The following is a 24,372-nucleotide window of genomic DNA, read 5'->3' as shown; positions in this document are numbered from 1 at the left end:
ACCACCGACTGCGGCCATCCAACGAAAGGATTTACCGTGCAGCTGCACCACGTTCGAGTTCACAAGAGCGACGAGAATCTGGCCCGCGAGGACCAGCTGGCCTGGAAGATCGCGGAGGTCGCCGCCGACCCGGCCCTGGTCTCCGAAGAGGTGACCGAGATGGTCATCAACCGCGTGATCGACAATGCCTCGGTCGCCGCGGCCAGCCTCACCCGTCGCCCGGTGATCGCCGCACGCTCGCAGGCACTCGCTCACCCCCGTTCCAACGGCGGCGACGGTTCGACCGTGTTCGGCCTCGCACCGGCCCAGCGCGTATCCCCGGAGTGGGCGGCGTGGGCCAACGGCGTCGCCGTGCGTGAGCTCGACTACCACGACACTTTTCTGGCCGCCGAATACTCCCACCCGGGCGACAATATTCCGCCGATCACGGCCGTGGCCCAACACCTCGCCGCTTCGCGTGGACTGAGCGGAAACGACCTGATTCGCGGTATCGCCACCGGCTATGAGATTCAGATCGACCTGGTGAAATCGATCAGCCTGCACGCCCACAAGATCGACCACGTCGCCCACCTCGGCCCGTCCGTCGCCGCCGGAATCGGCACCCTGCTCGGCCTCGACAAGGAAACCATCTTTCAAGCCGTCGGCCAGGCGCTGCACACCACGACGGCGACCCGCCAATCGCGCAAGGGTGAAATTTCCAGCTGGAAGGCGCACGCCCCGGCCTTCGCCGGCAAGATGGCCGTCGAAGCCGTTGACCGCGCGCTCCGCGGCGAGACCAGCCCGACCCCGATTTACGAGGGCGAAGACGGCGTTATCGCCTGGTTGCTCGACGGTCCGGACGGCTCCTACGATGTGTCGCTGCCAGCCGCCGGCAGTATCAAGCGCGCCATCCTCGACAGCTATACCAAAGAACACTCCGCCGAATACCAGGCGCAGGCCTGGATCGACCTCGCCCGCAAGCTGCACAACGAGCACCCCGAACTGCTCGTGGCCGGTGCTATCAAGAGCATTGTCATCCACACCAGCCACCACACGCACTATGTGATCGGTTCCGGCGCGAACGACCCGCAGAAGTACGACCCCACCGCGAGCCGGGAGACCCTCGACCACTCCATTCCTTACATCTTCACCGTGGCCCTGCAGGACGGCAGCTGGAACCACGTCGACTCGTACAGCCCCGAGCGGGCCGGCCGACCCGACACCATCGCCCTGTGGAACACCGTCACCACCACCGAAGACAAGGAATGGACGCGCCGGTACCACTCCCTCGACCCGGCCGAAAAGGCCTTCGGCGGTCGCGTCGAAATCGAGCTCAGCAACGGAACCCGTCTGGTCGACGAAATCGCCGTCGCCGACGCGCATCCGCTCGGCGCTCGCCCGTTCGCCCGTGCGGAATACATCAACAAGTTCCGTACCCTGGCTGCGCCGGTCATGGAAGAATCCGAGATTGAACGCTTTCTCGCCCTCGCCCAGCGCCTGCCCGAGCTTGGCGCCGCGGACCTCGGCGGCCTGACCATCGTGGCCAAGCCGGGACTGCTCTCCTCCATCGCCACCCCGAACGGAATCTTCTAATGCTGTACGCCGGAACCAGCGCTGCCGACAAGCGCATCGCCCTACGAACGCAATTGTCGAGTGGCAAAATTCTGCGCTTCCCCGGCGCGTTCAACCCGCTCTCGGCCAAACTCATTCAGCAGAAGGGATTCGAGGGGGTCTACATCTCGGGCGCCGTGCTCTCGGCCGACCTCGGTCTGCCGGACATCGGACTGACCACCCTCACCGAGGTGGCCGGCCGGTCGCAGCAGATCGCCCGCATGACCGACCTGCCCGCGATCGTCGACGCCGACACCGGCTTCGGCGAGCCGATGAACGTGGCGCGCACGATCCAAACCCTCGAAGACGCCGGCCTGGCCGGGATGCACATCGAGGACCAGATCAACCCGAAGCGCTGCGGCCACCTGGACGGTAAGCAGGTCGTGGATGCCGACACCGCGATCAAGCGCATCCGCGCCGCCGTCGACGCACGCCGGGACCCGAACTTTCTCGTGATGGCGCGCACGGATATCCGTGCCGTTGACGGGTTGGACGCGGCGGTCACGCGCGCGAAGCAGCTGCAGGATGCTGGGGCCGACGCGATCTTCCCCGAGGCGATGGGCAGCCTGGCCGAGTTCGAAACGATTCGGGCCGCGGTGTCGGTGCCGATCCTGGCGAACATGACCGAATTCGGCAAGGGCGAGCTGTTCACCGTGCAGCAGCTGGAAAACGTGGGCATGAACCTCGTGATTTTTCCGGTGTCGCTGCTGCGTCTGGCCATGGGCGCGGCCGCGCGCGGACTCGACACGATCGAGGACAGCGGCTCGCTCACCACAATGTTGCCCGAGATGCAGCACCGCGCTGATCTGTACGAATTGCTGGACTACGCGTCGTATAGCCAGTTCGATTCGGGTATCTTCGACTTCACCCTGAACCCGCACATTTCGACGCCGAGCGCGTCACAGGTCTAAAGGAGCACAATGCCTGACACTCAAATTGTCGACCCCAACGTCACTCCGCACATCTACAAGGGACTGACCGGCGTCGTCGTCGACACGACTGCGGTTTCCAAGGTCAATCCCGAGACCAACTCGCTGCTTTACCGGGGCTACCCGGTGCAGGAGCTGGCCGCGAAGAAGAGCTTCGAAGAAGTCGCCTACCTGCTCTGGCACGGCGAACTTCCCGATGAGCAGCAGCTCGCCGACTTTGAAGGGCTCGAGCGATCGCTGCGACACCTCAACCCGGTGGTCAAGCGCATCATCGACGAGCTGCCGCTGACCGCGCATCCGATGGATGTTGTGCGCACCGCGGTGAGCGCCATCGGTGCGAGCGATCCGGAGGCGGAGAACCCGTCGGCGGAATCCGACCTCGCCAAGTCGATTCGCCTGTTCGCCCAACTGCCGGCGATCGTCTCCTACGACCAGCGTCGTCGGCACGGGCTCGACCTGGTCGAACCACGCGACGACCTCGGCTACTCGGCAAACTTTCTGCACATGAGCTTCGGCGAGGTGCCCGAGCTCGTTGTGGTGAACGCGTTCGACGTGTCGATGATTCTCTACGCTGAGCACTCCTTCAATGCCTCGACGTTCACCGCGCGCGTGATCACGTCGACCCTGTCCGACCTCTATTCGGCGGTGACCGGTGCGGTCGGGGCGCTCAAGGGTGCCCTGCACGGCGGTGCCAACGAGGCCGTTATGCACACCTTCACCGAGATCGGTCTCGGCGCCGGGTCGGCGGCTCGTGCCGAACCGTGGCTGGCCGAGGCGCTCGCCGCCAAGCGCAAGATCATGGGCTTCGGGCACCGGGTGTACAAGAGCGGCGACTCGCGCGTGCCCACGATGCGTGCCGCCCTGGTCACCCTCGTTGACCACTATCAGAAGCCTGAACTGCTCGAACTCTACGAAGCCCTCGAGACGGCGATGACCTCGCGCAAGGCGATTCTGCCCAACCTCGACTATCCGTCGGGCCCGGCATACCATCTGATGGGGTTCGATACCCTCACCTTCACGCCGTTATTCGTTGCGGCGCGCATCACCGGGTGGACCGCGCACATCATGGAACAGAAGAAGAGCAACGCGCTGATTCGACCGCTGTCGGCCTACAATGGCCCCGACCAGCGCCAGGTTCCCTAACGCAGGTTCTTTTACAGCCGACAATGAGTCAGAACGGATGCCGCGCGACCAGCTGGGTGCGCGGCATCCGTTCTGCGTGGGGGCAGGGAGCCGGGTGCGCATCGGGAGGCGACGAGCCGAGATTTGGCTAACATTGACGGATGATACTTGACGCCGAGGTTCTGCCCACTCCGCCCGTGATTGACCGCGAAGTTTTGCAGTGGACGGACTTCGCCGACGCCTCCCGCGAGCTGGCCGTGCGCGTGCGGGCGAGCGATTTTCACCCGGACGTCGTGATCGCCATCGCGCGCGGCGGCCTGCTGCTGGCCGGCGCCGTGTCGTACGCGCTCGGCACCAAGAATTGCGGCAGCATCAACGTGGAGTTCTACACCGGCATTGACGAGCGCCTGCCCGAGCCCGTGCTGTCGGCGCCGATGCTCGACGCCCCGGCGCTCGCGGGCAAGCGGGTGTTGCTTGTGGACGACGTCTCCGATTCCGGTCACACCCTCGCGCTCGTGCTGCGTCTGCTCGGCGAGACCGCGCTGGAGGTGCGTACCGCGACCCTGTATACCAAGCCGCGCACCGTGCACGTGCCCGATTTCACCTGGCGTGAAACCGACAAGTGGATTGTGTTTCCCTGGTCTGCACTGCCGCCGGTGCCCGGTGCCCCCGAAGATATTGCGCCCGAAGCGCTCGCCGACCCTGCTCTTCTCGGCGCGACGAGCACGGTGTCCGCATGAGCGTGCACCTGGTCGGCGGTGGGGGAGACCCCGCGCACGACGCCGAGGTGTTCGGAAGTTTTCTGTCTGAAGTCACGAAACGGGCCGCTCAATCCGGTCGCGACGAACCGCTCGTAGCGATCGTCACCGTGGGCCCGGGTACCGCCCACGCTGAGGAACTCGCCGAATCGCTGGGTGGCAGCGTGCAGACTCGCCGCAGCACGCTCGCCCCCGGCGACATCGCCGCTCTCACCGCGATCTCCGCGGTCGACGGCATTCTCATCGGCGGCGGCGTCACGCCGGACTACCTGGCCGCCCTGCTGCCGATCTTCGGCGAGATCCGCCGCCAGATCTCCGCCGGCGTGCCCTATCTCGGTTTCTCGGCCGGAGCCATGATCGCAGCCGAACGTGCCCTGATCGGCGGCTGGCGCATTGGCGGGGTCGAGGTCACACCCGAACACGTTTCGGAGGGTCTCGACGAAATCACCCTCGCCCAGGGCATCGGACTGCTCGACGTCACGGTGGACGTGCACGCTGCCCAGTCCGGCAGCCTGTCGCGCCTGATCGCGGCGACCGAGGCCGGCCTCATCGACGGCGGCCTCGCCATCGACGAAGACACCGTGCTCGTGGTCGGCGAGGGCGCCCTCGGCGTGCTCGGAGCCGGCAGCGTCTGGCGGGTCAGCCAGGCCGACGGCGGTGTGCTCGTGAGCACCATCGGAGCCTGACCTGCTCGTGAGTGCCCAGAAGCGGATGCCGCCGCAGCGATCGGTCGCCGGCGCGTTCCGTACTGCCCCACCTGACGGCCGAGCCGGATCATCGGTGACCTCGTGAACCTGGACGCCCTGGCCGCAACCGGTCAGCTCGACCCGGGCTGGGCGCGAGCCCTCGCCCCGGTGGCCGACGAACTGGCCAGGGTCGGCGAGTTTCTGGCCGACGAACGGGCGGCCGGCCACGAAGTGCTGCCCGCGCCGGAGAACCTGCTGCGCGCGTTTCGGCAACCGTTCGACGCCGTGCGGGTGCTCATCGTCGGACAGGACCCGTATCCCACGCCGGGGCATGCGATCGGCCTGGCCTTCGCCGCCAACGCCGACGTGCGGCCGCTGCCCCGCAGCCTGGGCAATATCTACACCGAGCTCAGCCACGACCTCGGCCTGCCGCGTGCCGAGCACGGCGATCTGTCGGCCTGGTCCGATCAGGGCGTGCTGCTGCTCAACCGGGTGCTCAGCGTGCGGGCCGGGGCGGCCGGTTCGCATCGGCGACACGGCTGGGAACGGGTGACCGACCAGGCCATTCGTGCGCTCGTGGGGCGGGGGCATCCGCTCGTCGCGATTTTGTGGGGCAAAGACGCCGGCGCTGTGCGGCCGCTGCTCGGCGATACGCCCGTGATTGAATCGGCGCACCCCAGCCCGCTGTCGGCCCGCCGCGGTTTCTTCGGCTCCGCGCCGTTCAGCCGGGCGAACCAGCTCTTGATCGAGCAGGGTGCGGCACCGGTGGCCTGGGCTCTTCCGGTAATCTGGAAGCAACCAGAAAGGGGAGTGCCCGGTGCTTGAGGAAGAATACGAGCCTCGTCGTCGGCTGCCCCGTCACTTGCGACCCGCAGATGCTGTCGAGACGCCATTCGAGTACACGATGCGCGAGGTTCGGGCGACCGACCTGCCGCATATCCGTGAGATTTACAACTATTACGTAGCCAACAGCACCGTCACCTTTGACGAGGATGCGATGACCCTGGCCGAGTGGCGGGACAAGTTCTACTACCTGACCAAGCAGGGTATGCCGTTCATCGTCGCCGTGTCACCGGCCGGCCAGATTCTCGGGTATGCCCTGGTCAGCCCCTGGAAGCAGAAGAAAGCCTACCGGTTCACGGTGGAGAACTCGATCTACCTCGGCGCCGCGTCGACCGGCAAGGGACTCGGGCGCGAACTGCTCGCCGAACTCATCAACCGGTCCAAAGCGGCCGGACTGAAAGAGATCATCGCCGTCATCGCCGATCAGGGAGCGGATGCCTCGATCAAGCTGCACCACGACTTCGGCTTCGAAGAGATCGGTCGCATGGGTAAGGTCGGTTTCAAATTCGAGCGCTGGCTCGGCACGGTCCTGCTGCAAAAAAGCCTCAAGTAGCGTCGTCGGCCCGTGTGCTGTTTCGGGACGGGCCTGTAGTCGGCATCTCGTGGTGCGCGGCGGGTGGTGCGCGGCGCGAGAGGACGCATTCTGCCCCTTGGACCTGCTCAGCGGTTCGCGAGACGACGCATTCGGCCCCATCAGAGCCAGCCATGGGGCCGAAGTTGTCGTCTCGCGCAGACCATGGGGCCGAAGTTGTCGTCTCGCGGCGGGGAGTCCCGGTCAGCGCGCGCGGCGGGGGACGTTCAGGCGGCCGACGGCTCCCAGCACGGCCCGCCGCGGAAAGATGCCGGCCGCCCGGGCCAGCAGGGCGTTGCGGGTGCCGACCAGCACAACCGCTGGCGTGACCGAACGGTCGAGGGCGGCGAACGACGCGCGCATCACCTCATCGACGGTGAGCGGCGTGCCCTTCTTGTCGCTGCGGGTCTGGGCGACCTCAAAGAACTCCGTGTCGGCGGGGCCCGGGCAGATCGCGGTGACTTTGAGACCGCTGGCCCGGGTCTCGTAGCTGAGGGCTTCGGTATAGCTGAGCACGTAGGCCTTGGTCGCGCCGTAGACCGCCATGCGGGGCACCGGCTGAAACGCCGCGGTGCTGGCCAGATTGACCAGTGCCGCGGTGTGCGGATGGAGCGAGGCGGTCTCGACCAGATCGGGCAGGAGCGCGTGGGTCAACGCGGTCAGCGCGTGCACGTTGAGGGCGATTTGCTCGCGTTCCCGCGCCTCGTCCGAGTCGAGCACGGTGCCGAAGGTGGCGAAGCCGGCGTTGTTCACGAGGGTGCCGACGGTGACGGCTCGCTCGCGGAGGTCGGAGACCAACTCGGTGACGGCATCCGTCGTGGTGAGGTCGAGCGGAATGACGGTGGAGACCGTGCCGTATTTCTCGGCCAGTTCCACGGCGAGGGCTTCGAGGCGGGCTTGGCGGCGCGCGACGAGCACGAGGTCCGCGCCACGTTGGGCGAGCTCGTGAGCGTACCCGACGCCGAGTCCGCTCGACGCTCCGGTAATGAGTGCGGTTGTGCCGATGGGGTTATACACAGCGCTGGCCATGGACTGAGGGTAGCCTTCCCGAGCCGGCAAAACCAGAGTTGGCGGGTCGCCGGCCCCGCTCGAACTATGCTCGGGACATGGCTGATCCACACGAACTGACCGCCTTGGAACAATGGCAGGCACTGCAGAACCGCGATATCAGTCCGAGCGAGCTCACGGAGCACTATCTCGCCCGCATCGAGAAATTCAATCCGATGCTCGGCGCGTTCGTCACCGTGACCGCCGACGCCGCTCGCGCCCGGGCCCGCTACGTTGAAGAGCGGATGCCCCGCACCGCACCGCTCTGGGGCCTCCCGTTCGCCGACAAGGACCTGCAATTGCGTGCCGGGGTACCCGCCGGATTCGGCTCACGGCTCTTCGCCGACTATGTTCCCGAAGAATCGGACGACCTCGTGCAGGCCCTCGATGACGCCGGGGGAGTCAGCCTCGGCAAGACCAACACGCCGGAATTCGGCCTCGCCTCGTACACGGAAAGCCTCGCTGCCCCGCCGGCTCGTATCCCGTGGAACCTCGCGCTGGGTGCCGGTGGATCCAGCGGCGGCGCCGCTGTGGCGGTCGCCGCACGCTTGCTGCCGTTCGCGCCCGGCTCCGACGGTGGCGGGTCCATTCGTATTCCGGCCGCCGCGTGCGGCCTGGTCGGGCTCAAGCCCAGCCGCGGTCGGGTGCCGTCGTCCTCCGGGATCGACAAGCTCGGCGGCCTCGCGGTCGGCGGCCCGCTCGCCCGCACGGTAGCGGATGCCGCGCTGCTGCTGGACGCGATGATCGCGCCGCGTGACGGCCACCCCGACCACCACTACGCCCTGCGAGCTCCGGGTGAGGAGACCCCGCTGCTGGCCGCGGCGGTGCGCGGTGAAGGACGTTTTCAGCTCGGCGTCATGACCACGTCGGCGTGGGACAACGACTACCCCATTACGATCGCACCCGAAGCCCAGACCGCTCTCGATCTGGCCGTGTCCGAGTTCGCTGCCCTGCAGCACGGGTTGGACGAGGTCTCGCTCGTTCCCGACTCGAGTTATGTGCCGGCTTTCCGCTCCATCTGGCAGGCCGGAGCCGCGAGCATCCCGGCCGACACCGAGGCCGAGATCGCCCTGCTCGAACCGCTCACGCAGTGGCTGCTGGCCCGTGGCCGTGCGCTCGGCGCTCGGGAACTGGCCGAGGCGCTCGCCGCGCTCACCGCGTACGAGCGGTCGTTCATTCGCCAGCTGTCCCGGTTTGATGCCGTGCTGACCCCGGCCATGGCGATGACGCCACGCCCGGTGGGCTGGTATGACGCCGTCGACGCCGAGGCGAATTTCGAGCAGCAGGTGCAGTACACGCCATTCACCTCGATGATCAACGTGAGCGGCCTGCCGGCGATCGTGCTGCCGGTGCATCAGACGAAGGATGGCCTGCCGATGGGTGTGCAGCTCATCGGTCGCCCGGGCGGCGAAGCCACCCTGCTGGCCCTCGGCGCCCAACTGGAGCGACGCATCCGCTGGCAGGATCGGGTGCCGCCCGAGCCGGTTTAGCCCGAGCCGGTTTAGCCCGAGCCGGTTCAGTGCGAGCCGGTTTAGCCCGAGCCGGTTCAGCTACCGGGTGAAGGGGCGCGCGGAGGCCGGCCGCGACGGCCACCAGAAGCGGTCATTGAGCAGGAATACGATGGCCGGCACCAGCACGGTGCGCACGACGAGGGTGTCGAGCAGCACACCGATGCAGACGATCACCCCGATCTGGGTCAGCGCCACCACCGGAAGCACTCCGAGCACGGCGAAAACCGCCGCTATCAGAATGCCGGCGCTCGTGATCACCGCACCGGTCGACGAGAGCGCCCGCACCATGCCGTCCCTGGTGCCGTAATGCATGGCCTCCTCGCGGGCCCGCGTCGTCAAAAAGATGTTGTAATCCACGCCGAGGGCCACCAGAAACAGGAACGCAAACAAGACCACGTTGGTGTTGAACGCGGCGAAGCCGAGCAGGTTTTGAAAGATCAGGTTGGAGGCACCGAGGCTGGCAAAGAAGGTGCCGAGCACGGTGGCGATGAGCAGAACGGGTGCAACGAGCGAGCGCAGCAGCAGCGCCAGGATCAGAAAGACGATCCCGAGGATGAGCGGCAGAATCAGGTCTTGATCCCGCTCAGCGCTGGTTTTGGTATCCAGGGCCGTGGCATCGCTGCCGCCGACCAACGACTGCGAGACCGCTCCGGGAGCATCCGCTAAGTCGGTGCGCAGCTGGGCGATCGTTGAAAACGTGGTGTCGCTGCCCGGTTCGCTGCCGAGAGTGACGTCGATGCGGGTGAGCCCGCCGGCGTTCTCGCCGGCCACCGCTGAGGAGACCCCCGTGGTTGCCAGGGCCACGGCCACGGCCTCAGCGGATGCCGCATCCGGCGCCAGCACAATGGTCTGGCTGGTCAGTCCCGCCGAAAAAGACGTGTCCACGATGTCCTGCGCCACGACCGACTCCGGGTTGCCGAGCAGCTGGTCCGCCTGAGAGAGTCCGACCGAGGCGCCGGACAGGCCGAACGCGAGCGAGCCGATGGCGAGCACCGACACGATGGTGATGACCACCGGATGCCGGGACACTCCCCGGCCGAGCCGGAACCAGAAGCCGGTGCGCGTCGGCGTGGTCTCGGACTGCACCCGCGGAATGAACGGCCAGAACAGGCCGCGACCGCACACCACGAGCGCGGCGGGGAGCACGATCAGGGCGAACAGAATGGCAATCACGACGCCGATAGCGCAGGCAATGCCGAGTGCTCGGTTGCCGGCCAATTCGGCGAAGACCAGGGTGAGCAGGCTCAGCGCCACGGTGCCGCCACTGGCCGCGATGGCCGGGCCGGCGCTCGTCACCGCGGTGCGCATGGCGTCGTTGCGGTTTTCGGTGCGCAGCAGCTCCTCCCGGTAGCGGGCCACCAACAGCAGAGCGTAATTGGTGCCGGCACCGAACACGAGCACCGACAGAATGCCCGAAATGGAGGCGTCCAGGGCGAAGCCAAGCGGCTTGGCCAGTGCCCCGGCGACCACCGAGGCGAGCCCGTCGGCCAGTCCCACCACGACGAGCGGCACGATCCAGAGCACCGGGCTGCGGTAGGTCACGATGAGCAGCACCGCGACCACGATCACCGTGACGAGCAGCAGGCGAAAGTCGGCGCCGGCGAAAGCGTTGGAAATATCGGCCTGAAAACCAACCGGTCCGGTGACATAGGCGGTCAACCCGTCCGGCAGCGCCGTCGACGCGGTCGTCCGGATGTCGGTGGCCGTCTGGGCGATGTCGGCCGTCGCTGCCCCGGCATCCAGGGGCATCACGCTCAGGGCGGCCTGGCCGTTGTCGCTGAACTGCGGTGTCGTGGCGCGTGGCGCGATCGAGGCGACGCCGAGGTTTTCGGCCGCGGCGGTGATGGCGTCACGGTCGGCCGTCGTGAGCGTGGCACCATCCCGGCTCCACACCACGATCGCGGCGGTCTGGTCGGCGGAGGGAAACTCGGCCAAGAGCGCCGTGACCTGCGCGGCCTGGCTGCTGTCGGGCAGGCCGGCGGTGGGAAAGTCCTCGGATTCATTGGCCGGCAGCAGTGAAAACAGCAGGCCGACGGCAATGACGGTGCCGAGCAGTACCGCCCAGGCCGTGCGCTTGCCCGTGATGAAACGCGTGATCGCGAGCACAGTTCCTCCAAAAACTCGATAATTGCTATCTTAGCTAGCTACTTAAAGCTCGATGTGCACATTGTTTTGATTCGTTCAAAACAACTGGTAAGGTCGAATCATGACCGCGACCGAGGCAAGCTACGACGACGCTGGCCTGCGCCTGGCCGCGGCCGACGCCAGCCTACTCGCCGACAGCATCCGCTCGGCTGGTCTCAAGGTCACGGCGCCGCGCCTGGCCGTGCTGCGTGCCCTCACCGACCTGCCGCACTCCAATGCCGACGCCCTGTTCGGCGCGGTGCGCTCCGATCTGCCCGGCACCTCGCTGCAGGCCGTCTACGGAGTGCTCGCCTCATTCGGTACCGCCGGGCTCGTGCGCAAAATTGAACCGGCCGGTTCGCCCGCCCTGTTCGAGCGCCGCGTCGGCGACAACCATCACCACATCGTCTGCACCCGCTGCAGCGTGGTGCACGACGTCGACTGCGCCGTCGGCCACGCTCCCTGCCTCACCCCGGTGGATGCCCTCGGTTTCGACGTGCGCGCCGCCGAGGTCATCTACTGGGGTCTCTGCGCACAGTGCCAGCTCGATATTGGCAGTCAGGCCGAGACGGCCGCCCCCTAAATTTTCTCCGTCAACCGCGCGTTGCTGATCCATACCAAGGAGCATCATGACCACTAAGCCCACGACCACCCAGACGGGAACGCCTGTCGCCAGCGACGAGCACTCGCTCACCGTTGGAGACAACGGCGTTGCCGCGCTGCACGACCGCTACCTGGTCGAGAAGCTCGCCCAGTTCAACCGCGAGCGCATCCCGGAGCGTATCGTGCACGCCAAGGGCGGCGGAGCGCACGGCCAGTTCGTCGTGACCGGCGACGTCTCGAAATACACGCGCGCGGCAGTTTTTCAGCCCGGTACCGTCACCGACACCCTGCAGCGTTTCTCCAGCGTTGCCGGCGAGCAGGGCAGTCCTGACACCTGGCGCGATGTGCGCGGCTTCTCAGTGAAGTTCTACACCGAGGAGGGTAACTACGACATCGTCGGAAACAACACCCCGGTGTTCTTCATCCGCGACGGCATCAAGTTTCCCGACTTCATCCACTCGCAGAAGCGACTGCCGGGCACCGGCCTGCGCGACGCGACCATGCAGTGGGACTTCTGGACCCTCTCCCCGGAGTCGGCTCACCAGGTCACCTACCTCATGGGGGACCGCGGCCTGCCGCGTTCTTGGCGTGAAATGCCCGGCTTTGGTTCGCACACGTACCAGTGGATCAACGCCGAAGGCGAGCGCTTCTGGGTGAAGTACCACTTCAAGTCCAACCAGGGCAACGTCGAGATGGAAGGGTCAGAGGCCGAGCTCATTGCCGGTGCGGATGCCGACTACTACCGTCGCGACCTGTCTGACGCCATCGCGGCCGGCAACTTCCCGTCGTGGGACGTCTCCGTGCAGATCATGCCCTACGAGCAGGCCAACACCTACCGGTTCAACCCGTTTGACGTGACCAAGGTCTGGCCGTTCGGTGATTTCCCGCTGATCCCGGTCGGAACGCACACGCTTAACCGCAACCCCGACAACTTCTTCGCCGAGATCGAGCAGGCGGCGTTCTCGCCGGCCAACCTCGTGCCCGGCATCGCGGCGAGCCCCGACAAGATGCTCATGGCGCGCATCTTCTCCTACCCCGACGCGCAGCGTTACCGCGTGGGCACCAACTTCACCCAGATCCCGGTGAACGCGCCCCGAGTCCCGATTAACAACTACTCGCAGGATGGCGCGCAGCGTCACGCCTTCAACGCACCGAGCGAGCCCAACTATGCGCCGAACTCCCTCGGTGGCCCCGTCGCCGACGCGGCCGCTGCCGGTGAAGGCGCCTGGGAAGGCGACGGAACGCTGCTGCGTGCCGCCGCGACCCTGCGCAGCGAGGACAGCGACTTCGGCCAGGCCGGAACCCTGTACCGCGACATCTTCGATGATGCTGCCAAGGCGCGGTTCCTCGACACCATCACCGGTGCCATCAGCGGAGTGACTCGTCCCGAGGTCACCGAGCGTGCCATCTGGTACTGGACCAGTGTTGACGCCGACCTGGGCGCGAAGCTGCGTGCCAACCTCGCCGTCTTCGCTGAGGCCGCCGCGGTCGACGCCGAATTCGTCGCCGCTCAGTAGCACTACCCCGCACCACCACAAAACCGCCCGGCCTGCATGCAGGCCGGGCGGTTTTGTGGTCCCGAAAAACCTAACGAATGTAGCCGCCTTTTTTCAGGCCGGCCTCGATTTCGTAACGGTTTTTCAGGGGATTGCGCCCGGCCAGCGCGTAGAGCAGTGGAAAGAGCATGCCGAATCGCTGCCACTGGCGCTTGTGCACGGCCTCGTGCTCCAGCACATCCGCTGTGGCGTTCTGGCTGGTGAGGTAGCAGCCGCCCACGCAGGAGCCGCCGCGGCCGAAGGTCCATTTCGGCATGCCGCGAAACACGTACAGGCCCGCACGCTTCTCGACCCGCCCGGTACTCCAGATCGAGCCCCAGACCAATCCGAACGCGGTCGCGTACAGATAACCGGCGCGGCTGACGGGCGAATCAAAGAGGATGCGGTGCATCCGCTATCGTGATTCGTGTTCGGTGAAGCCGGGGCGTCCGTACGCTTCGAGCAGGCGCAGCCAGACCTCGCTCAGCGTAGGGTAGCTCGGCACAGCGTGCCAGAGCCGATTGATCGGCACCTCGCCGACAATGGCGATCGTGGCCGAGTGCAGCAGCTCCGCAACATCCTGCCCGACAAAAGTGACGCCCAGCAGCACTTCCCGGTCGAGATCGACGATGGCCCGGGCCCGGCCGACGTAGCCGACGGCCAGCACCGAGGCGCCGCCCAGATTGGCGAGGTTATAGTCCAGAATGCGGATGCGATAGCCCGCCCTAACCGCGGATGCGGCGGTCAGCCCCACCGAAGCGACCTCGGGGTCGGTGAACGTCACCTGCGGTACGGCGGCGTGATCAGCGGTTGCCACGTGTGCGCCCCACGGTGCGTCATCGACCGGGGTGCCGGCCGCCCGGGTCACGATCGCGTCACCGGCCGCGCGGGCCTGGTATTTACCCTGGTGGGTGAGCAATGCCCGGTGGTTGACGTCACCGGTGGCATAGAGCCAGTCGCCAGCCAGCGCGGGCGAGTCGCCCTGCACGAGCAGGGTGTCGTCGACTCCGAGCCAGTCGCCGTCGGAGAGGCCGACCGTGTCCAGGCCGAGGTCGAGGGTGCGCGGTGTACGGCCGATGGCCACGAGCACCTGGTCGGCCGTGACCGTGGTGCCGTCGTCGAGGGTGAGCGTGAGCGCACCGTCGGTTTCCCGGTGCGCTCCGGTCGTTGACGGGCCAACGAGAACGGTCACACCGTTGTCGCGCAGGGCGGTGGTGACGAATTCTCCGGCGAACGGTTCCTGCCCGCCGAGCAGGGGACTGCGGGCGATCATGGTCACCGCTGACCCGAGCGACGCATAGGCGGCGGCCATCTCGGCCGCGACTACCCCGCCGCCGATGATGGCCAGGCGCGGCGGGATCTGCTGGGCGCTCGTCGCTTCCCGGCTGGTCCACGGTTCGATGTCCTTCAGACCGGGAACATCGGGCAACAGCGCCGCCGATCCGGTACTGACCACGACGGCGTGCGTGGCCGTGAGCACGGTCACGGTGCCGTCATCGCCGGTCACGGTTACTTCGCGCACGCCGGTGATGCGGGCGTGGCCGCGCACGAGGCCGATCCCGGCCGAGTCGAGCCACTTCGCTTGGCCGTCGTCCTTCCAATGGCTGGCAATGGCGTCACGCTGCTGGAGGGCGGCGCGCACATCGACGGTTCCGGTGACGGCCTCGGCCGCCCCCGGTACTCGCTGGGCCGCAGCGAGAGCGGCGCCGCTGCGTAGCAATGCTTTCGATGGCATGCAGGCCCAATAGGAGCATTCACCGCCGACGAGGTCGCTCTCCACAACGACCGTGCTCAGGCCGCCCTGCACGGTGCGGTCGGCAACGTTCTCGCCGATGGCACCGCCGCCGATCACGATGACGTCGTAGGTCTGACTCGACATTGAAACTCCTGACGGGGTTGTTGCTGGTTTGGGGAAGCCTACCCCTGAGGTATGTCCGGGCCCACCTTATGCAAGGGGGCCCATGATCTAGCCTGGGCCCGCTTTCCGGGCCCGGGCCCGGGCAAAAAGACTAGCGGCCCACGAAGACGGCGGGGGTGCGGGTGATGAAGGCCTGCATGCCGATTCGGCTGTCTTCGGTCTGCGCCAGCCGGGCCAGGGCCGGCTGCAGCGCTGCTTCAGCGGATGCCGCCCCGTCGCGTTGGGCCAGACGCGCGTTGGCGAGGGTGGCCTGGATGGCGAGGGGAGCCTGGGCGGCGATCTTCTCGGCGAGCTCGATCGCCCGGTTGAGCTGGGTTCCGTCGGGCACGATTTCCTGCACGAGCCCCATCCGGTGCGCCTCAGCGGTATCGAACAGGTCGCCGGTGAGTAGCCAGCGCATGGCATTACCCCAGCCGGCCGCGCGCGGAAAACGAATCGTCGCGCCGCCGAAGGGCAGAATGCCGCGGGCCACCTCGATCTGCCCGAACCGGGTTGACTCGGCGGCGACCACAATATCGCTCGCGAGCATCAGCTCGATGCCGAGGGTGAGGCAGGTGCCCTGCACCGCGATCACGACCGGTTTGCTCAGGGATTCGCCATCCACTTGCCACGGATTGATGCCGCCCTCCGGCACCATCTCGAGCCCATTCGCACCGAGCCGGGGACCGATGTCGGCGAGGTCGAGTCCGGCCGTGAAGTGCTCGCCGACGGCGTAGACCAGGCCGACGCGCAGTTCGGGGTCGCGGTCGAGCTCACCGTAGGCCAGTGCCAGCTGCTGCAGCAGGGAGAAGTCGGCGGCGTTGCGTTTCTCGGGCCGGTTGAACCCGATCAGCAGAATGTTGCCGCGACGCTCGGTGAGAATGCGGGGCTGGTCGGTCATATGGCCTCCATCGTTGGGTGTGTGGGTGTATCTGGACGGTTTCGGTGGCCCGACTAGGTCGCAGACCCGGCCCGGCCCGTGCATAACTCCTGCAATTCGAGCCGGCGCCCGGCCAGCTGCCCGGGATGACGCGGGTGTGCAGCCGGGTGACCAGAAGTTGCAGGAGTTATGCGCCGGCTCTGGCATTTTCGGACCAGGCCGATCCGGCGGGGTGCCCAGCCGATGCCTAGCGCGTGAGGGCTCCGATAATGCGGAGGATGCTCGGCAAATCATCGGTCGCCGCCTCGGGCGACGCGGGGGAGAACCCGGTGATGGTCGCCCCGGCCAGGGTGAACTCGGCGCGGAGTGCGGTGATCGCGCCGCCGAGATCGGCCACGCTCAGCCCGAACGGAATCAGGTCACTCAAACCGTCAATGGCTGAGGGATCGAGCACGTCGAGGTCGATGTGAATGAACACGTGCCGGGCACCGATTGCTGTGACCAGCGCGACCAGCGCGGCCGGGTCGGCCAGCTCCGAACACGACACGCTCACCAGAGCGCGTTCCTGCAGCAGTACATCTTCGGCGTCGTCGACGTCGCGAATGCCGGCCAGCACCACGTTGTGCAGCGGCACGCGGCTTTCGTCGGCCAGTTCGAGTTCGGCCGGTCCTTCACCGCTGATCGCGCGCAACACCATGCCGCAGAATCCGCCGGACGGGGAAGATTCGGGGGTATGCAGGTCGGGGTGGGCGTCGAACCAGACCACGGCCAGATCGCCCGGATGGGTGCGTGCCGCGTGTTCGACGGCGGCCAGGGCGATGCCGCAGTCCCCGCCGATGGAGAGGGCCCAATCGGTGGCCTCGTTCAAGACCTTGGTGTGGCGCTCGCGCACCTGGTGAATCGCCGAGAACCGGTGCACACCGGTATCCAGCGAGTCACCGGCCTCAACGGGCACGTCGACCAGACGAGTGGCCGAGAAGGGCAGGTCGCCCTGAATGGCCGCCGCCCCGTCAACCAGGCGCATTGCACGCGGAGAAATCGAACCCTGCCACTGCGGCACTACAACGAAGGTGGGAGCCATACCTCAGTATGGCGCAGCGACCGGGCCGGTCAGCATCCGCTTCGCCAGCAGCGAATTTCTTGCGGAGTCCCGTCGAAACGGATGCTGCCGGTCGCCTGCCCGGGCTAGCGCTCCAGAGCTGCGGTTGAACCGGCCTTGAGAGCGGCCAGACGGGCATCCACCTCGGTGAGTTCGCCGAGGTCGTCGAGGCTTTCGAACTGGGCGTCGAGGCTTGATGCGGAGAGCTCCTGCGCACCGCGCACCCGGGCTTCTTCGCGACGGATCTTGTCTTCGAACCGGTTGACCTCGCTCGTGGGATCCATCATGTCGATGCTCTTGACGGCGTCCATCACCTGCGCTTGCGCCTTCGCGGTCTTGGACCGTGCCACCAACTCGGAGCGCTTGTTGGTGAGCTGAACCAGCTTCTCCTTCATGGCGTTCAGACCGGTCTTGAGCTGGTTGACCACCGCGGTCTGGGACTGAATCTGTGGTTCGGCGGTCTTGGCTTCCTTCTCCGAGGTGAGCTGGCGACCGAGCGCAACCTTGGCGAGGTTGTCGAACTTGTCGGCGCCGGCAGCGTCGCCGCCCTTGCGCAGTTCGTCGGCTTTGCGGCTCGCGGCGAGGGCTTTGTCGCCCCACTCCACAGCCGCTTCCTGATCTTCGCGATAGTCGTCCTCGAGCAGTCGCAGGTTGCCGATGGTTTCGGCGATCGCACTCTCGGCGTCGGAGATGCTGCTTGAGAAGTCGCGCACCATTTGGTCGAGCATGCGCTCGGGGTCCTCTGCCGAGTCGAGGATGGCGTTGATGTTCGCCTTCGCGAGCTGGGAAATGCGGCCGAAGATGGACTGCTTGGTCATTCGGGGGTCCCTTCCATAAGAGTGGTCCTGGCTGAGAATTTCGGCCGGGAACGTGTGTGCATGACCAAAGTTTAGGGCGACCGGCAGGCACGCGTCTGGGAACGGCCGAAAATCCGTGTCGGTACTGATGTTGCCCTGTGTTACGGGGCTGCTCGCTTGCTCGCCCCGCTCCGCCCACACTGGAAGCAGCACAACACAATCGATACCGACGGGAGCCCGGCATGAACGAAGAATTCACCAACCGGATGCTCGTCGTCATCGAGGTCACCGCCGCACGTCCCGACCGCCCCGCCTACCACGCCAAGGTACAGGTGCTCAATTCTCGCGTGGCGGCCGACGCCGAAACGGCCGGTTGGACCGTTTCCCGGGTTGCTGCGGCCGACGTCACGCCCGCCGAATTGCTGCGCATCACAGCGGATGCCGACGCCATCGTGATCGTCGGTGGCGAAGACGTCACTCCGCGCTTCTACGGCGGAGCTGCGGGCTACGAGGGCGAAACGGCGCACTTCAGCGCCGCCGACGAGGGGCAGATCGCCCTCGTACAGCGCGCCGTGGCGCTCGGCACGCCCCTGCTGGGCATTTGCCGCGGCCTGCAGATCATCAACGTGGCCCTCGGCGGCAACCTCGTGCAGCACATCGACGACGGCATCCACAAGAACATCGGGGTGCCGATCGATCAGATCCTGTCCACCCACGATGTCACCCTGGCCGCCGACAGCCTCCTCGCTTCGAGCCTCGGCCGGGTTGATATCTCGGTGCAGAGCGCTCACCACCAGATCGTCGACCGTCTCGGCGTCGGGCTCGTCGCCGCCGCGCACGCCCCCGATGGTCTGATCGAAGCCATCGAACACGTCAGTGCACCGATTACCGGTGTGCAGTGGCACCCCGAAGCGCCCGATTCGCCGGTCGACCAGCTCGCTCTGCTCTTGGCCGGGCTGGCCGCGCAGCACGACTCCCGCTCGTTCGCCGCCCTGCGGTTCGGCGCGGCGCTCGCCGCCTAGCGTTCGACTCAAGTTTCTGGGTCGTCGCTTCGCGCACCCGGTGGCCCGGAAGAATGAAGGCCCTGAAGCGCTGAGGCCCGCACGAACCGAAGGTCAGCAGGGACCGAAAAAGCCCCGGCACTTCTCGCCTGGGGGGAGGTGAGACTATGCCGGGGCCAATCGTTGGAGTGGGGGAACTCCGTGTCTAACCGTACGGGGGATGGCCTGAGAAGAGGCTGATAAGAATGGAAAAGGGAGTCTACCCCCGCTGATCGGCTGACCTGGCCCGGTCGGTTGGTTTGTTACCCATCTGTTGCAAATGGGCAACTGCACACCGCGGTAGCTGCCCAGCCGGGATACGAGCCGACAGCGCGATCCCAGACGCTGGCTCAGGCCGCCTGATGTTTGGCGGTGCCCACCGCGCTCGTGGCGTGGGACCACTCCTGCCTCTCGGCCTGCGCGCGACGACGGCTCGCCGCTGTTTGTTTGGGGGGTACCGGAATAATCATGCGGGAACCGGGGCAATCCTTGGTGGAGTCCGCCAGAGAATGGTAGGTCGCGAAGCGAGTATCGGACGTGATCCACACCATTTGCTGGCATTCAGGGCATTCTGTCTGCAACATTTTCACGATAGTCCGTTCCATCGCCGACTCGGGTGATCGGTTCGATAGCTCCAACCTAGTGGGGATAGACAGGTCGATGTCCACCCCTTCGTGGGGGCAGAAAAAAGCCCGAAACGGTGGTATTTTCCTGTGAGCTGCCAGTGGTTGATGACTACTCTCAGCGAACGATCAGCGACCGGCGGCGTACCCCTGGGCACCGCGCGGATTGGCCGCCGCCTGCAGGAGCCCGGTTCGCGGGTCGCGGGTAACCGCCGAGATGCGGCCGAGTGACCAGTCGCCGGCACGAGTGATTCGGTGGCCGCGCCGCTCCAACTGCTCGATGACCGCCTCGCCCAACCGGTCCTCGACCACGGCGCCGCCGGGCTGCCAGGTGCGCGGCCAGAACGACCCCGGAAACGAGGTGCTGTGAAAGGCCGGCGCATCGATGGCCTGCTGCGGCGTGTACCCGCCGACGAGGGTGCGCAACAGGTAGAGCAGCTGCCACTGGTCCTGCTGGTCGCCACCGGGGGAGCCTAGCGCTGTCACGGCGTGGCCGTTGTGCAGCACGAGGGTGGGGGTGAGAGTCGTGCGTGGACGTTTGCCGCCGGTCAGGCCTGAGGGGGCACCGGGCTCAAGCCAGGTCATCTGCAGCCGGGAGCCGAGGCAAAAACCGAGTTCGGGAATGGTCGGTGACGACTGCAGCCAGCCGCCCGAGGGCGTTGCCGACACCATATTGCCCCAACGGTCGACCACGTCGATGTGGCAGGTGTCGCCGCGCATTTCGCCGCTCGCGTGCACCGCGGGCTCCGAATCTGCACGGGCCGGGGCAGTGACGGTCGGTTCGCCGACCGCAGCGGATGCCGCTGCGCCCTGCCTCGACAGCACCTCCGTCGTGTACTCGGTGCGCAGCACCGGGTAGTACGGCGTGTGCCCTGGCACGATCCCCGGGCGAAACTCGTGCGACGCCTGATCGGTGATGAGCGCCCGGCGGGTGGCCGCGTAGTCGGCCGAGAGCAGGTAATCCAGTGGCACGTCGCCGTCGCCGTAGTAGGCCTCCCGGTCGGCCAAGCTCAGCTTCTGCGCTTCGAGAATGGTGTGCGCTCCGAGCGCGGTCGACGGGTCGAGGTGTTCGTCGCTGAATCCCTCGAGAATCATCAGGGTCTGCAGCAGGGCTGGTCCCTGGCCCCAGGCGCCGGTTTTGGCGATGGTGCGGCCGCGAAAATTGACGGTCGTGGCCACTTCGGTGTGGGCTTCGAAACCGGCCAGATCGGCTAGGGTCATGACGCCGGCGTGGTCGGTGCCGGAGGAGTGCCGGTGCGGCGCGCGACCAAAATCCACGATGGAACGGGCCACGAATCCCTCCCGCCATTCTCGGCGGGCCGCGTCGATGCGCCCCTCGCGGCTGGGTTCGTTGGAGTCCGCGCTCGCCACCAGCAAACGATCGATGGTGCGCGCCCACGCCTCGTTGGTCACGAGGTCGCCGGCGTCGGGTAGCTCACCGTGCGGCATCCACTGTGCTGCGGAGGTGGGCCAGTGCTCGGTGAACAACGTCGCCACCGCGCCGATCGTGGCAACGACCCGGCCGAGAATCGGATGCCCCTCGCGCGCGTATCCCCGGCCGTAGCCGAGCACATCGGACAGCTCCCAGGTGCCGTGGTCGCGCAGCAGCAGGAGCCAGGCGTCTACGGCACCGGGAACGGCGGCGGCCAGCATTCCAGACCCGGGAACGAGATCGAGGCCTTCAGCCCGGTAATGCTCGATGGTCGCCGCTTGCGGGGCTGGACCCTGGCCCATGAGTACGCGCGGGGCATTCGGTGCGGTCGCGGTCACGTACACACCGGTCAGGTCGCCGCCCGGTCCGTTCAGGTGCGGTTCCACGACGTGCAACACGAAGGCGCCGGCAACTGCGGCGTCGAAGGCATTGCCGCCACGCTCGAGCACGGCCTGGGCGCACGCCGTCGCGAGCCAGTGGGTCGAGGCTGTCATGCCGAAGGTGCCTTGCAGGGTCGGGCGGGTGGTGAAGTCGTTCGGTGCGGTATAGGTCACGCGTCTACCCTCGCACGAGGCAGGTATGCTGCGTACCTTGCAAAACGGGTGCGGTTCGGTTTGAGTTGAATCGTGCAATGATCGGGCCAACAGGCGGGAGCAACTCATGGGTAACTATTCGACTGAGGGGTTCGATCGGCTGCGCCAGGTGGTCGTGATCAGCAGCGCGGCCTTCGCCGTTGTCGGGTCGTTCGTCGGGTCCGGTGCCGCGGGCGGAACGCCCATTCAGAACGCATCCGGTGGAGCGCTCGCCGCCGACGCGACCCTGATCGCGCCGGGCGGATCGGCGTTCGCGATCTGGACGCCGATTTACCTCGGACTGGTCGGCTATGCCATCTGGCAGGCGCTGCCGGCGCAGAAAGCGGATGCCCGCCAGCGCCGACTCGGCTATCTGATCGCGCTGTCGCTCGTGCTGAATGCCTTCTGGATTCTCAGCGTTCAATTCGGACTGCTCGCACTGAGCGTGCCGGTCATCGTTGCTCTGCTGCTCGTGTTGGTGGGATTTTTTCGTCTGGTGTTGCGCTCCAGGCCCAGGAACCTGGTCGAAACGATCCTCGTCGACGGCACGATGGGCTTGTATTTGGGCTGGGTCACAATCGCGACGGCGGCGAATATCGCGGCCGTGCTGGTCGCCTACGGATTCCTGGGATTCGGGCTGAGCCCCGATCTCTGGGGTGTGCTCGTGATCGTTGTTGCCGGTTTGGTCGGCGTGGGGCTCGCCGCCTACGGCCGCGGACGGTTGGCGCCGTCGGCAGCGCTGGCCTGGGGCCTGGCCTGGGTGGCGGTGGCCCGGCTGGCCGGCGACACGCTGTCGGTACCGACCGCGATCGCCGCGATCCTGGCGGTCGTGGTGGTCATCGCCAGCACCGTACGCGAACGTCTGCATGGGGCTTCCCGTCCGTCGCGCCTGGCCTAAGCGAACCGGTGGGCTGACTGCTCTGGGCTGACTGCTCCGGTCGGCCGACCGAACGCAGCCGGGATTTTAGGCTCTGGGCCTCGGCGGCTGCGGCTTCTGAACGGCCAGCTCGCCGCCCACCCGGCCGCCGAAGGGGCGGCCGTGGTCGGCAAACTCCTCCCGGAAGTAGCCCATGCGCCACGGTCCCATTTCGAGGCGGGAGCCGGTGCGCAGAATTTGACCGGCGTGGCTGATGGGACCGTCGTCGTTCGGCCGGGAACTGCCGGCGACGTCGCCGATGGCAAACAACCGGTACTCGTCATTGTCGTCGTGGCGAATTTCGGCGTGTATCGGTTTCAATCCGGGCAAGTTCAGGTCGGCGTCTGCGGAGGAACCGATCGTGGTGGTGCCGGGCAGCAGATTGAATTCCCGCGGCATCTGCCCGTTCCAGTTTTCCGATCCCACGACGAAGATGAGACGGGGGCGTCCGCTTCCCGGTGTGTAGTGGGTCGTCGTCACCCGGCGGCGGCTGCGCCTCTCGAAGGTCGGTGCCAGCGGAAACACGGTTGATGGCGGTAGGGGGATGGCAACGGGCATGCGTGCCTGCCCGCGGACACGCGCCTGTACGAGCGGTGCCAGCGCGGTGCGCGATCCGAGAATGATGTGCGGCGACCGCGTGAGCAGTCGCTGCGTGACGTTTGCCGGCACGTCGCCGAGGCGGGCGATCAGCCCGACCGGGCCGGTGATCGACACGGTCAGGCCGCGAGCGGCCAATTCGGCGGCGAGGGTGCGCACCGGTTCCAGGTTGAGGGAGCGACCCTGAACGAACATTTCGGGGTTGCTCGTGAAGATGCTGATCTCCGTGCCATCGGCGGTCACCGTGCCCTGCATGGCATCCGCTGCCCCGAAGGAGTCGCCGAACTGCGCCCCGGTCGACTCACTGGTTGAATCTGCGCGCGACGAACCGAACGCCGCCGCCGGTTCAACCAGGGAAAAGGCCAGATCGATGTGCAGGTTCACGGCGGACGGCGATCTCTTCGAACCGGCCGTCTTCGAACCGGCCGTCTTCGAACTCGCTGTCCTGGAACCCGCTACTTTAGAACCCGGGTCTGTAGAGCTCGCCGAGGAGCTCATGGTCAGCTCCGAAAGGGGTCTGAGCCGAGAGATTTTTCGTCACTCGTCGTGACCCGCAGGGTGCCGTTGAGCTTCCACACTGCGCGGGGGGCGTCGGGGCCGATATCCCGGGGCACCTCGACCATCATGTCGATGAAACTGTAATTGATGGCCGCCCCCTTGCCCGTGAGATAAGACCACATCTCCTGACCGAGATCGGCCCAGTCCTTGATGCTGTGCTCCTCGAAGTCTGGTGTGCTCTCAACGTTGCCCAGATACGTCTGTCGTTCAGTCACGATACGTTCCCTTTCACTCGCAGGCAGGATGGTGCCGGGTTCGGCCGCTTCGCCGACCTCGAGGGGATAATCGCCCCGTCGAGATTTACCTAGCTTAGTTACCTAAGTGCGAGAGTCCAAGGAATGTTGCGAAATAGGGGCAGGATCTATTCGGCGTCGAGGTCAGTCTCCAGAATCTTTACGAGGGAGTCGAGGGCCTCGTCGGCACCCTCCCCATCGGCGCGGAGCACGACGGTGTCTCCGTTGGAGGCGCCTAGGCTCATGATCGAGAGGATGCTCGAGGCATCCATGGCGTCGTCGGCCGGTTCGCCGGCCATGGCGATGGTGACTTCAAGGGGCAGGGCGCCGACGGCGGCGACGAATATTCCGGCCGGGCGGGCATGCAGGCCGACGCGGCTGGCGATGACGGCGGTTCGTTCAGACAAGG

The 24,372-nt window shown here is 66.6% G+C and carries 23 protein-coding genes; 12 read left to right on the top strand and 11 right to left on the bottom strand.

The features are described 5' to 3' along the window. The first annotated feature begins 36 nt into the window (after nucleotides 1-36). The 7 genes from QMK22_RS10975 (at nucleotide 37) to QMK22_RS10945 (ending at nucleotide 6,481) form a co-directional block, all read left to right on the top strand. Nucleotides 37-1,572 (top strand): MmgE/PrpD family protein, encoded by a 1,536-nt coding sequence (locus QMK22_RS10975; protein ID WP_283497683.1) that lies wholly within the window; start codon nucleotides 37-39, stop codon nucleotides 1,570-1,572. Then, nucleotides 1,572-2,501: a methylisocitrate lyase gene (gene prpB / locus QMK22_RS10970; protein ID WP_283497682.1), complete on the top strand. Its 930-nt coding sequence runs from the start codon at nucleotides 1,572-1,574 to the stop codon at nucleotides 2,499-2,501. Before QMK22_RS10975 ends, prpB begins: the two co-directional genes overlap by 1 nt. Nucleotides 2,502-2,510: 9 nt before the next feature. Beyond that, nucleotides 2,511-3,662 carry a bifunctional 2-methylcitrate synthase/citrate synthase gene (locus tag QMK22_RS10965; RefSeq protein ID WP_283497681.1) on the top strand — a complete coding sequence of 384 codons (1,152 nt, stop codon included), beginning with the start codon at nucleotides 2,511-2,513 and terminating at the stop codon, nucleotides 3,660-3,662. A gap of 140 nt (nucleotides 3,663-3,802) precedes the next feature. Next, nucleotides 3,803-4,381, top strand: a complete 579-nt coding sequence (locus QMK22_RS10960) for a phosphoribosyltransferase (RefSeq protein WP_283497680.1) — start codon at nucleotides 3,803-3,805, stop codon at nucleotides 4,379-4,381. Continuing rightward, nucleotides 4,378-5,085: a Type 1 glutamine amidotransferase-like domain-containing protein gene (locus QMK22_RS10955; RefSeq protein WP_283497679.1), complete on the top strand. Its 708-nt coding sequence runs from the start codon at nucleotides 4,378-4,380 to the stop codon at nucleotides 5,083-5,085. Before QMK22_RS10960 ends, QMK22_RS10955 begins: the two co-directional genes overlap by 4 nt. A gap of 102 nt (nucleotides 5,086-5,187) precedes the next feature. Beyond that, on the top strand, nucleotides 5,188-5,910 hold the full coding sequence (locus tag QMK22_RS10950; protein ID WP_283497678.1) for a uracil-DNA glycosylase: 723 nt from the start codon (nucleotides 5,188-5,190) through the stop codon (nucleotides 5,908-5,910). After that, on the top strand, nucleotides 5,903-6,481 hold the full coding sequence (locus tag QMK22_RS10945; protein WP_283497677.1) for a GNAT family N-acetyltransferase: 579 nt from the start codon (nucleotides 5,903-5,905) through the stop codon (nucleotides 6,479-6,481). The genes QMK22_RS10950 and QMK22_RS10945 overlap by 8 nt, the downstream gene beginning before the upstream one ends. 222 nt (nucleotides 6,482-6,703) lie before the next feature. Here QMK22_RS10945 and QMK22_RS10940 read toward each other — a convergent pair whose 3' ends face one another. Then, nucleotides 6,704-7,528: an SDR family NAD(P)-dependent oxidoreductase gene (locus QMK22_RS10940; protein WP_283497676.1), complete on the bottom strand. Its 825-nt coding sequence runs from the start codon at nucleotides 7,526-7,528 to the stop codon at nucleotides 6,704-6,706. A gap of 77 nt (nucleotides 7,529-7,605) precedes the next feature. Between QMK22_RS10940 and QMK22_RS10935 the strand changes: the two genes are divergently transcribed. After that, nucleotides 7,606-9,036 carry an amidase gene (locus QMK22_RS10935; protein ID WP_283497675.1) on the top strand — a complete coding sequence of 477 codons (1,431 nt, stop codon included), beginning with the start codon at nucleotides 7,606-7,608 and terminating at the stop codon, nucleotides 9,034-9,036. A gap of 60 nt (nucleotides 9,037-9,096) precedes the next feature. Here the strand turns inward: QMK22_RS10935 and QMK22_RS10930 are convergent, their stop codons facing one another. Next, a complete protein-coding gene (locus tag QMK22_RS10930; RefSeq protein ID WP_283497674.1) occupies nucleotides 9,097-11,163 on the bottom strand; it encodes an MMPL family transporter in 2,067 nt (688 codons plus the stop codon). Nucleotides 11,164-11,263: 100 nt separating this feature from the next. On the opposite strand from QMK22_RS10930, the gene QMK22_RS10925 reads away from it, so the two are divergent. Both QMK22_RS10925 and QMK22_RS10920 read left to right on the top strand, forming a co-directional pair. Then, a complete protein-coding gene (locus tag QMK22_RS10925; RefSeq protein ID WP_283497673.1) occupies nucleotides 11,264-11,764 on the top strand; it encodes a Fur family transcriptional regulator in 501 nt (166 codons plus the stop codon). A 46-nt stretch (nucleotides 11,765-11,810) separates the two neighbouring features. After that, the gene (locus QMK22_RS10920) at nucleotides 11,811-13,301 is read left to right on the top strand and encodes a catalase (protein WP_283497672.1); all 1,491 of its coding nucleotides are present in this window, start codon (nucleotides 11,811-11,813) and stop codon (nucleotides 13,299-13,301) included. Nucleotides 13,302-13,371: 70 nt separating this feature from the next. Here QMK22_RS10920 and QMK22_RS10915 read toward each other — a convergent pair whose 3' ends face one another. From QMK22_RS10915 to QMK22_RS10895, 5 genes are all read right to left on the bottom strand, one after another. Then, a complete protein-coding gene (locus tag QMK22_RS10915; protein ID WP_283497671.1) occupies nucleotides 13,372-13,731 on the bottom strand; it encodes a Fe-S oxidoreductase in 360 nt (119 codons plus the stop codon). A gap of 3 nt (nucleotides 13,732-13,734) precedes the next feature. Then, nucleotides 13,735-15,198: a dihydrolipoyl dehydrogenase family protein gene (locus QMK22_RS10910; protein ID WP_283497670.1), complete on the bottom strand. Its 1,464-nt coding sequence runs from the start codon at nucleotides 15,196-15,198 to the stop codon at nucleotides 13,735-13,737. Nucleotides 15,199-15,328: 130 nt separating this feature from the next. After that, nucleotides 15,329-16,117: a crotonase/enoyl-CoA hydratase family protein gene (locus QMK22_RS10905; protein WP_283497669.1), complete on the bottom strand. Its 789-nt coding sequence runs from the start codon at nucleotides 16,115-16,117 to the stop codon at nucleotides 15,329-15,331. A gap of 226 nt (nucleotides 16,118-16,343) precedes the next feature. Next, the gene (locus QMK22_RS10900; protein WP_283497668.1) at nucleotides 16,344-17,120 is read right to left on the bottom strand and encodes an arginase family protein; all 777 of its coding nucleotides are present in this window, start codon (nucleotides 17,118-17,120) and stop codon (nucleotides 16,344-16,346) included. A 161-nt stretch (nucleotides 17,121-17,281) separates the two neighbouring features. Further along, complete coding sequence (locus QMK22_RS10895) at nucleotides 17,282-18,013, bottom strand: PspA/IM30 family protein (RefSeq protein ID WP_283497667.1); 732 nt, start codon at nucleotides 18,011-18,013, stop codon at nucleotides 17,282-17,284. Nucleotides 18,014-18,234: 221 nt separating this feature from the next. Between QMK22_RS10895 and QMK22_RS10890 the strand changes: the two genes are divergently transcribed. Beyond that, on the top strand, nucleotides 18,235-19,014 hold the full coding sequence (locus QMK22_RS10890) for a gamma-glutamyl-gamma-aminobutyrate hydrolase family protein (protein WP_283497666.1): 780 nt from the start codon (nucleotides 18,235-18,237) through the stop codon (nucleotides 19,012-19,014). Nucleotides 19,015-19,784: 770 nt separating this feature from the next. On the opposite strand, the gene QMK22_RS10885 is transcribed toward QMK22_RS10890, so the two are convergent. Continuing rightward, the gene (locus tag QMK22_RS10885) at nucleotides 19,785-21,641 is read right to left on the bottom strand and encodes a gamma-glutamyltransferase family protein (RefSeq protein ID WP_283497665.1); all 1,857 of its coding nucleotides are present in this window, start codon (nucleotides 21,639-21,641) and stop codon (nucleotides 19,785-19,787) included. 106 nt (nucleotides 21,642-21,747) lie between these two features. Between QMK22_RS10885 and QMK22_RS10880 the strand changes: the two genes are divergently transcribed. Then, a complete protein-coding gene (locus tag QMK22_RS10880; RefSeq protein ID WP_283497664.1) occupies nucleotides 21,748-22,557 on the top strand; it encodes a TspO-related membrane protein in 810 nt (269 codons plus the stop codon). Between the two features lie 66 nt (nucleotides 22,558-22,623). Here the strand turns inward: QMK22_RS10880 and QMK22_RS10875 are convergent, their stop codons facing one another. The 3 genes from QMK22_RS10875 to QMK22_RS10865 form a co-directional block, all read right to left on the bottom strand. Then, nucleotides 22,624-23,556: an FHA domain-containing protein gene (locus QMK22_RS10875; RefSeq protein ID WP_283497663.1), complete on the bottom strand. Its 933-nt coding sequence runs from the start codon at nucleotides 23,554-23,556 to the stop codon at nucleotides 22,624-22,626. Nucleotides 23,557-23,672: 116 nt separating this feature from the next. Continuing rightward, nucleotides 23,673-23,945 carry a hypothetical protein gene (locus tag QMK22_RS10870; RefSeq protein ID WP_283497662.1) on the bottom strand — a complete coding sequence of 91 codons (273 nt, stop codon included), beginning with the start codon at nucleotides 23,943-23,945 and terminating at the stop codon, nucleotides 23,673-23,675. 146 nt (nucleotides 23,946-24,091) lie between these two features. Further along, nucleotides 24,092-24,370 carry an HPr family phosphocarrier protein gene (locus tag QMK22_RS10865; RefSeq protein ID WP_283497661.1) on the bottom strand — a complete coding sequence of 93 codons (279 nt, stop codon included), beginning with the start codon at nucleotides 24,368-24,370 and terminating at the stop codon, nucleotides 24,092-24,094. Between the last annotated feature and the right edge of the window lie 2 nt (nucleotides 24,371-24,372).

Origin of the sequence: Cryobacterium sp. PH29-G1, from assembly GCF_030063365.1 — a bacterium.
Classification (GTDB): Bacteria; Actinomycetota; Actinomycetes; order Actinomycetales; family Microbacteriaceae; genus Cryobacterium.
This window is presented reverse-complemented; position numbering and strand designations above follow the sequence as displayed.

Excerpts from the sequence above, each read along its gene's own strand:
- QMK22_RS10890 (WP_283497666.1), top strand. The coding sequence starts at position 18,235 with ATGAACGAAGAATTCACCAACCGGATGCTCGTCGTCATCGAGGTCACC.
- QMK22_RS10895 (WP_283497667.1), bottom strand. The coding sequence starts at position 18,013 with ATGACCAAGCAGTCCATCTTCGGCCGCATTTCCCAGCTCGCGAAGGCG.
- QMK22_RS10905 (WP_283497669.1), bottom strand. The coding sequence starts at position 16,117 with ATGACCGACCAGCCCCGCATTCTCACCGAGCGTCGCGGCAACATTCTG.
- QMK22_RS10920 (WP_283497672.1), top strand. The coding sequence starts at position 11,811 with ATGACCACTAAGCCCACGACCACCCAGACGGGAACGCCTGTCGCCAGC.
- QMK22_RS10880 (WP_283497664.1), top strand. The coding sequence starts at position 21,748 with ATGGGTAACTATTCGACTGAGGGGTTCGATCGGCTGCGCCAGGTGGTC.
- QMK22_RS10915 (WP_283497671.1), bottom strand. The coding sequence starts at position 13,731 with ATGCACCGCATCCTCTTTGATTCGCCCGTCAGCCGCGCCGGTTATCTG.
- QMK22_RS10900 (WP_283497668.1), bottom strand. The coding sequence starts at position 17,120 with ATGCGCCTGGTTGACGGGGCGGCGGCCATTCAGGGCGACCTGCCCTTC.
- prpB (WP_283497682.1), top strand. The coding sequence starts at position 1,572 with ATGCTGTACGCCGGAACCAGCGCTGCCGACAAGCGCATCGCCCTACGA.
- QMK22_RS10910 (WP_283497670.1), bottom strand. The coding sequence starts at position 15,198 with ATGTCGAGTCAGACCTACGACGTCATCGTGATCGGCGGCGGTGCCATC.
- QMK22_RS10955 (WP_283497679.1), top strand. The coding sequence starts at position 4,378 with ATGAGCGTGCACCTGGTCGGCGGTGGGGGAGACCCCGCGCACGACGCC.
- QMK22_RS10925 (WP_283497673.1), top strand. The coding sequence starts at position 11,264 with ATGACCGCGACCGAGGCAAGCTACGACGACGCTGGCCTGCGCCTGGCC.
- QMK22_RS10940 (WP_283497676.1), bottom strand. The coding sequence starts at position 7,528 with ATGGCCAGCGCTGTGTATAACCCCATCGGCACAACCGCACTCATTACC.
- QMK22_RS10960 (WP_283497680.1), top strand. The coding sequence starts at position 3,803 with ATGATACTTGACGCCGAGGTTCTGCCCACTCCGCCCGTGATTGACCGC.
- QMK22_RS10965 (WP_283497681.1), top strand. The coding sequence starts at position 2,511 with ATGCCTGACACTCAAATTGTCGACCCCAACGTCACTCCGCACATCTAC.
- QMK22_RS10935 (WP_283497675.1), top strand. The coding sequence starts at position 7,606 with ATGGCTGATCCACACGAACTGACCGCCTTGGAACAATGGCAGGCACTG.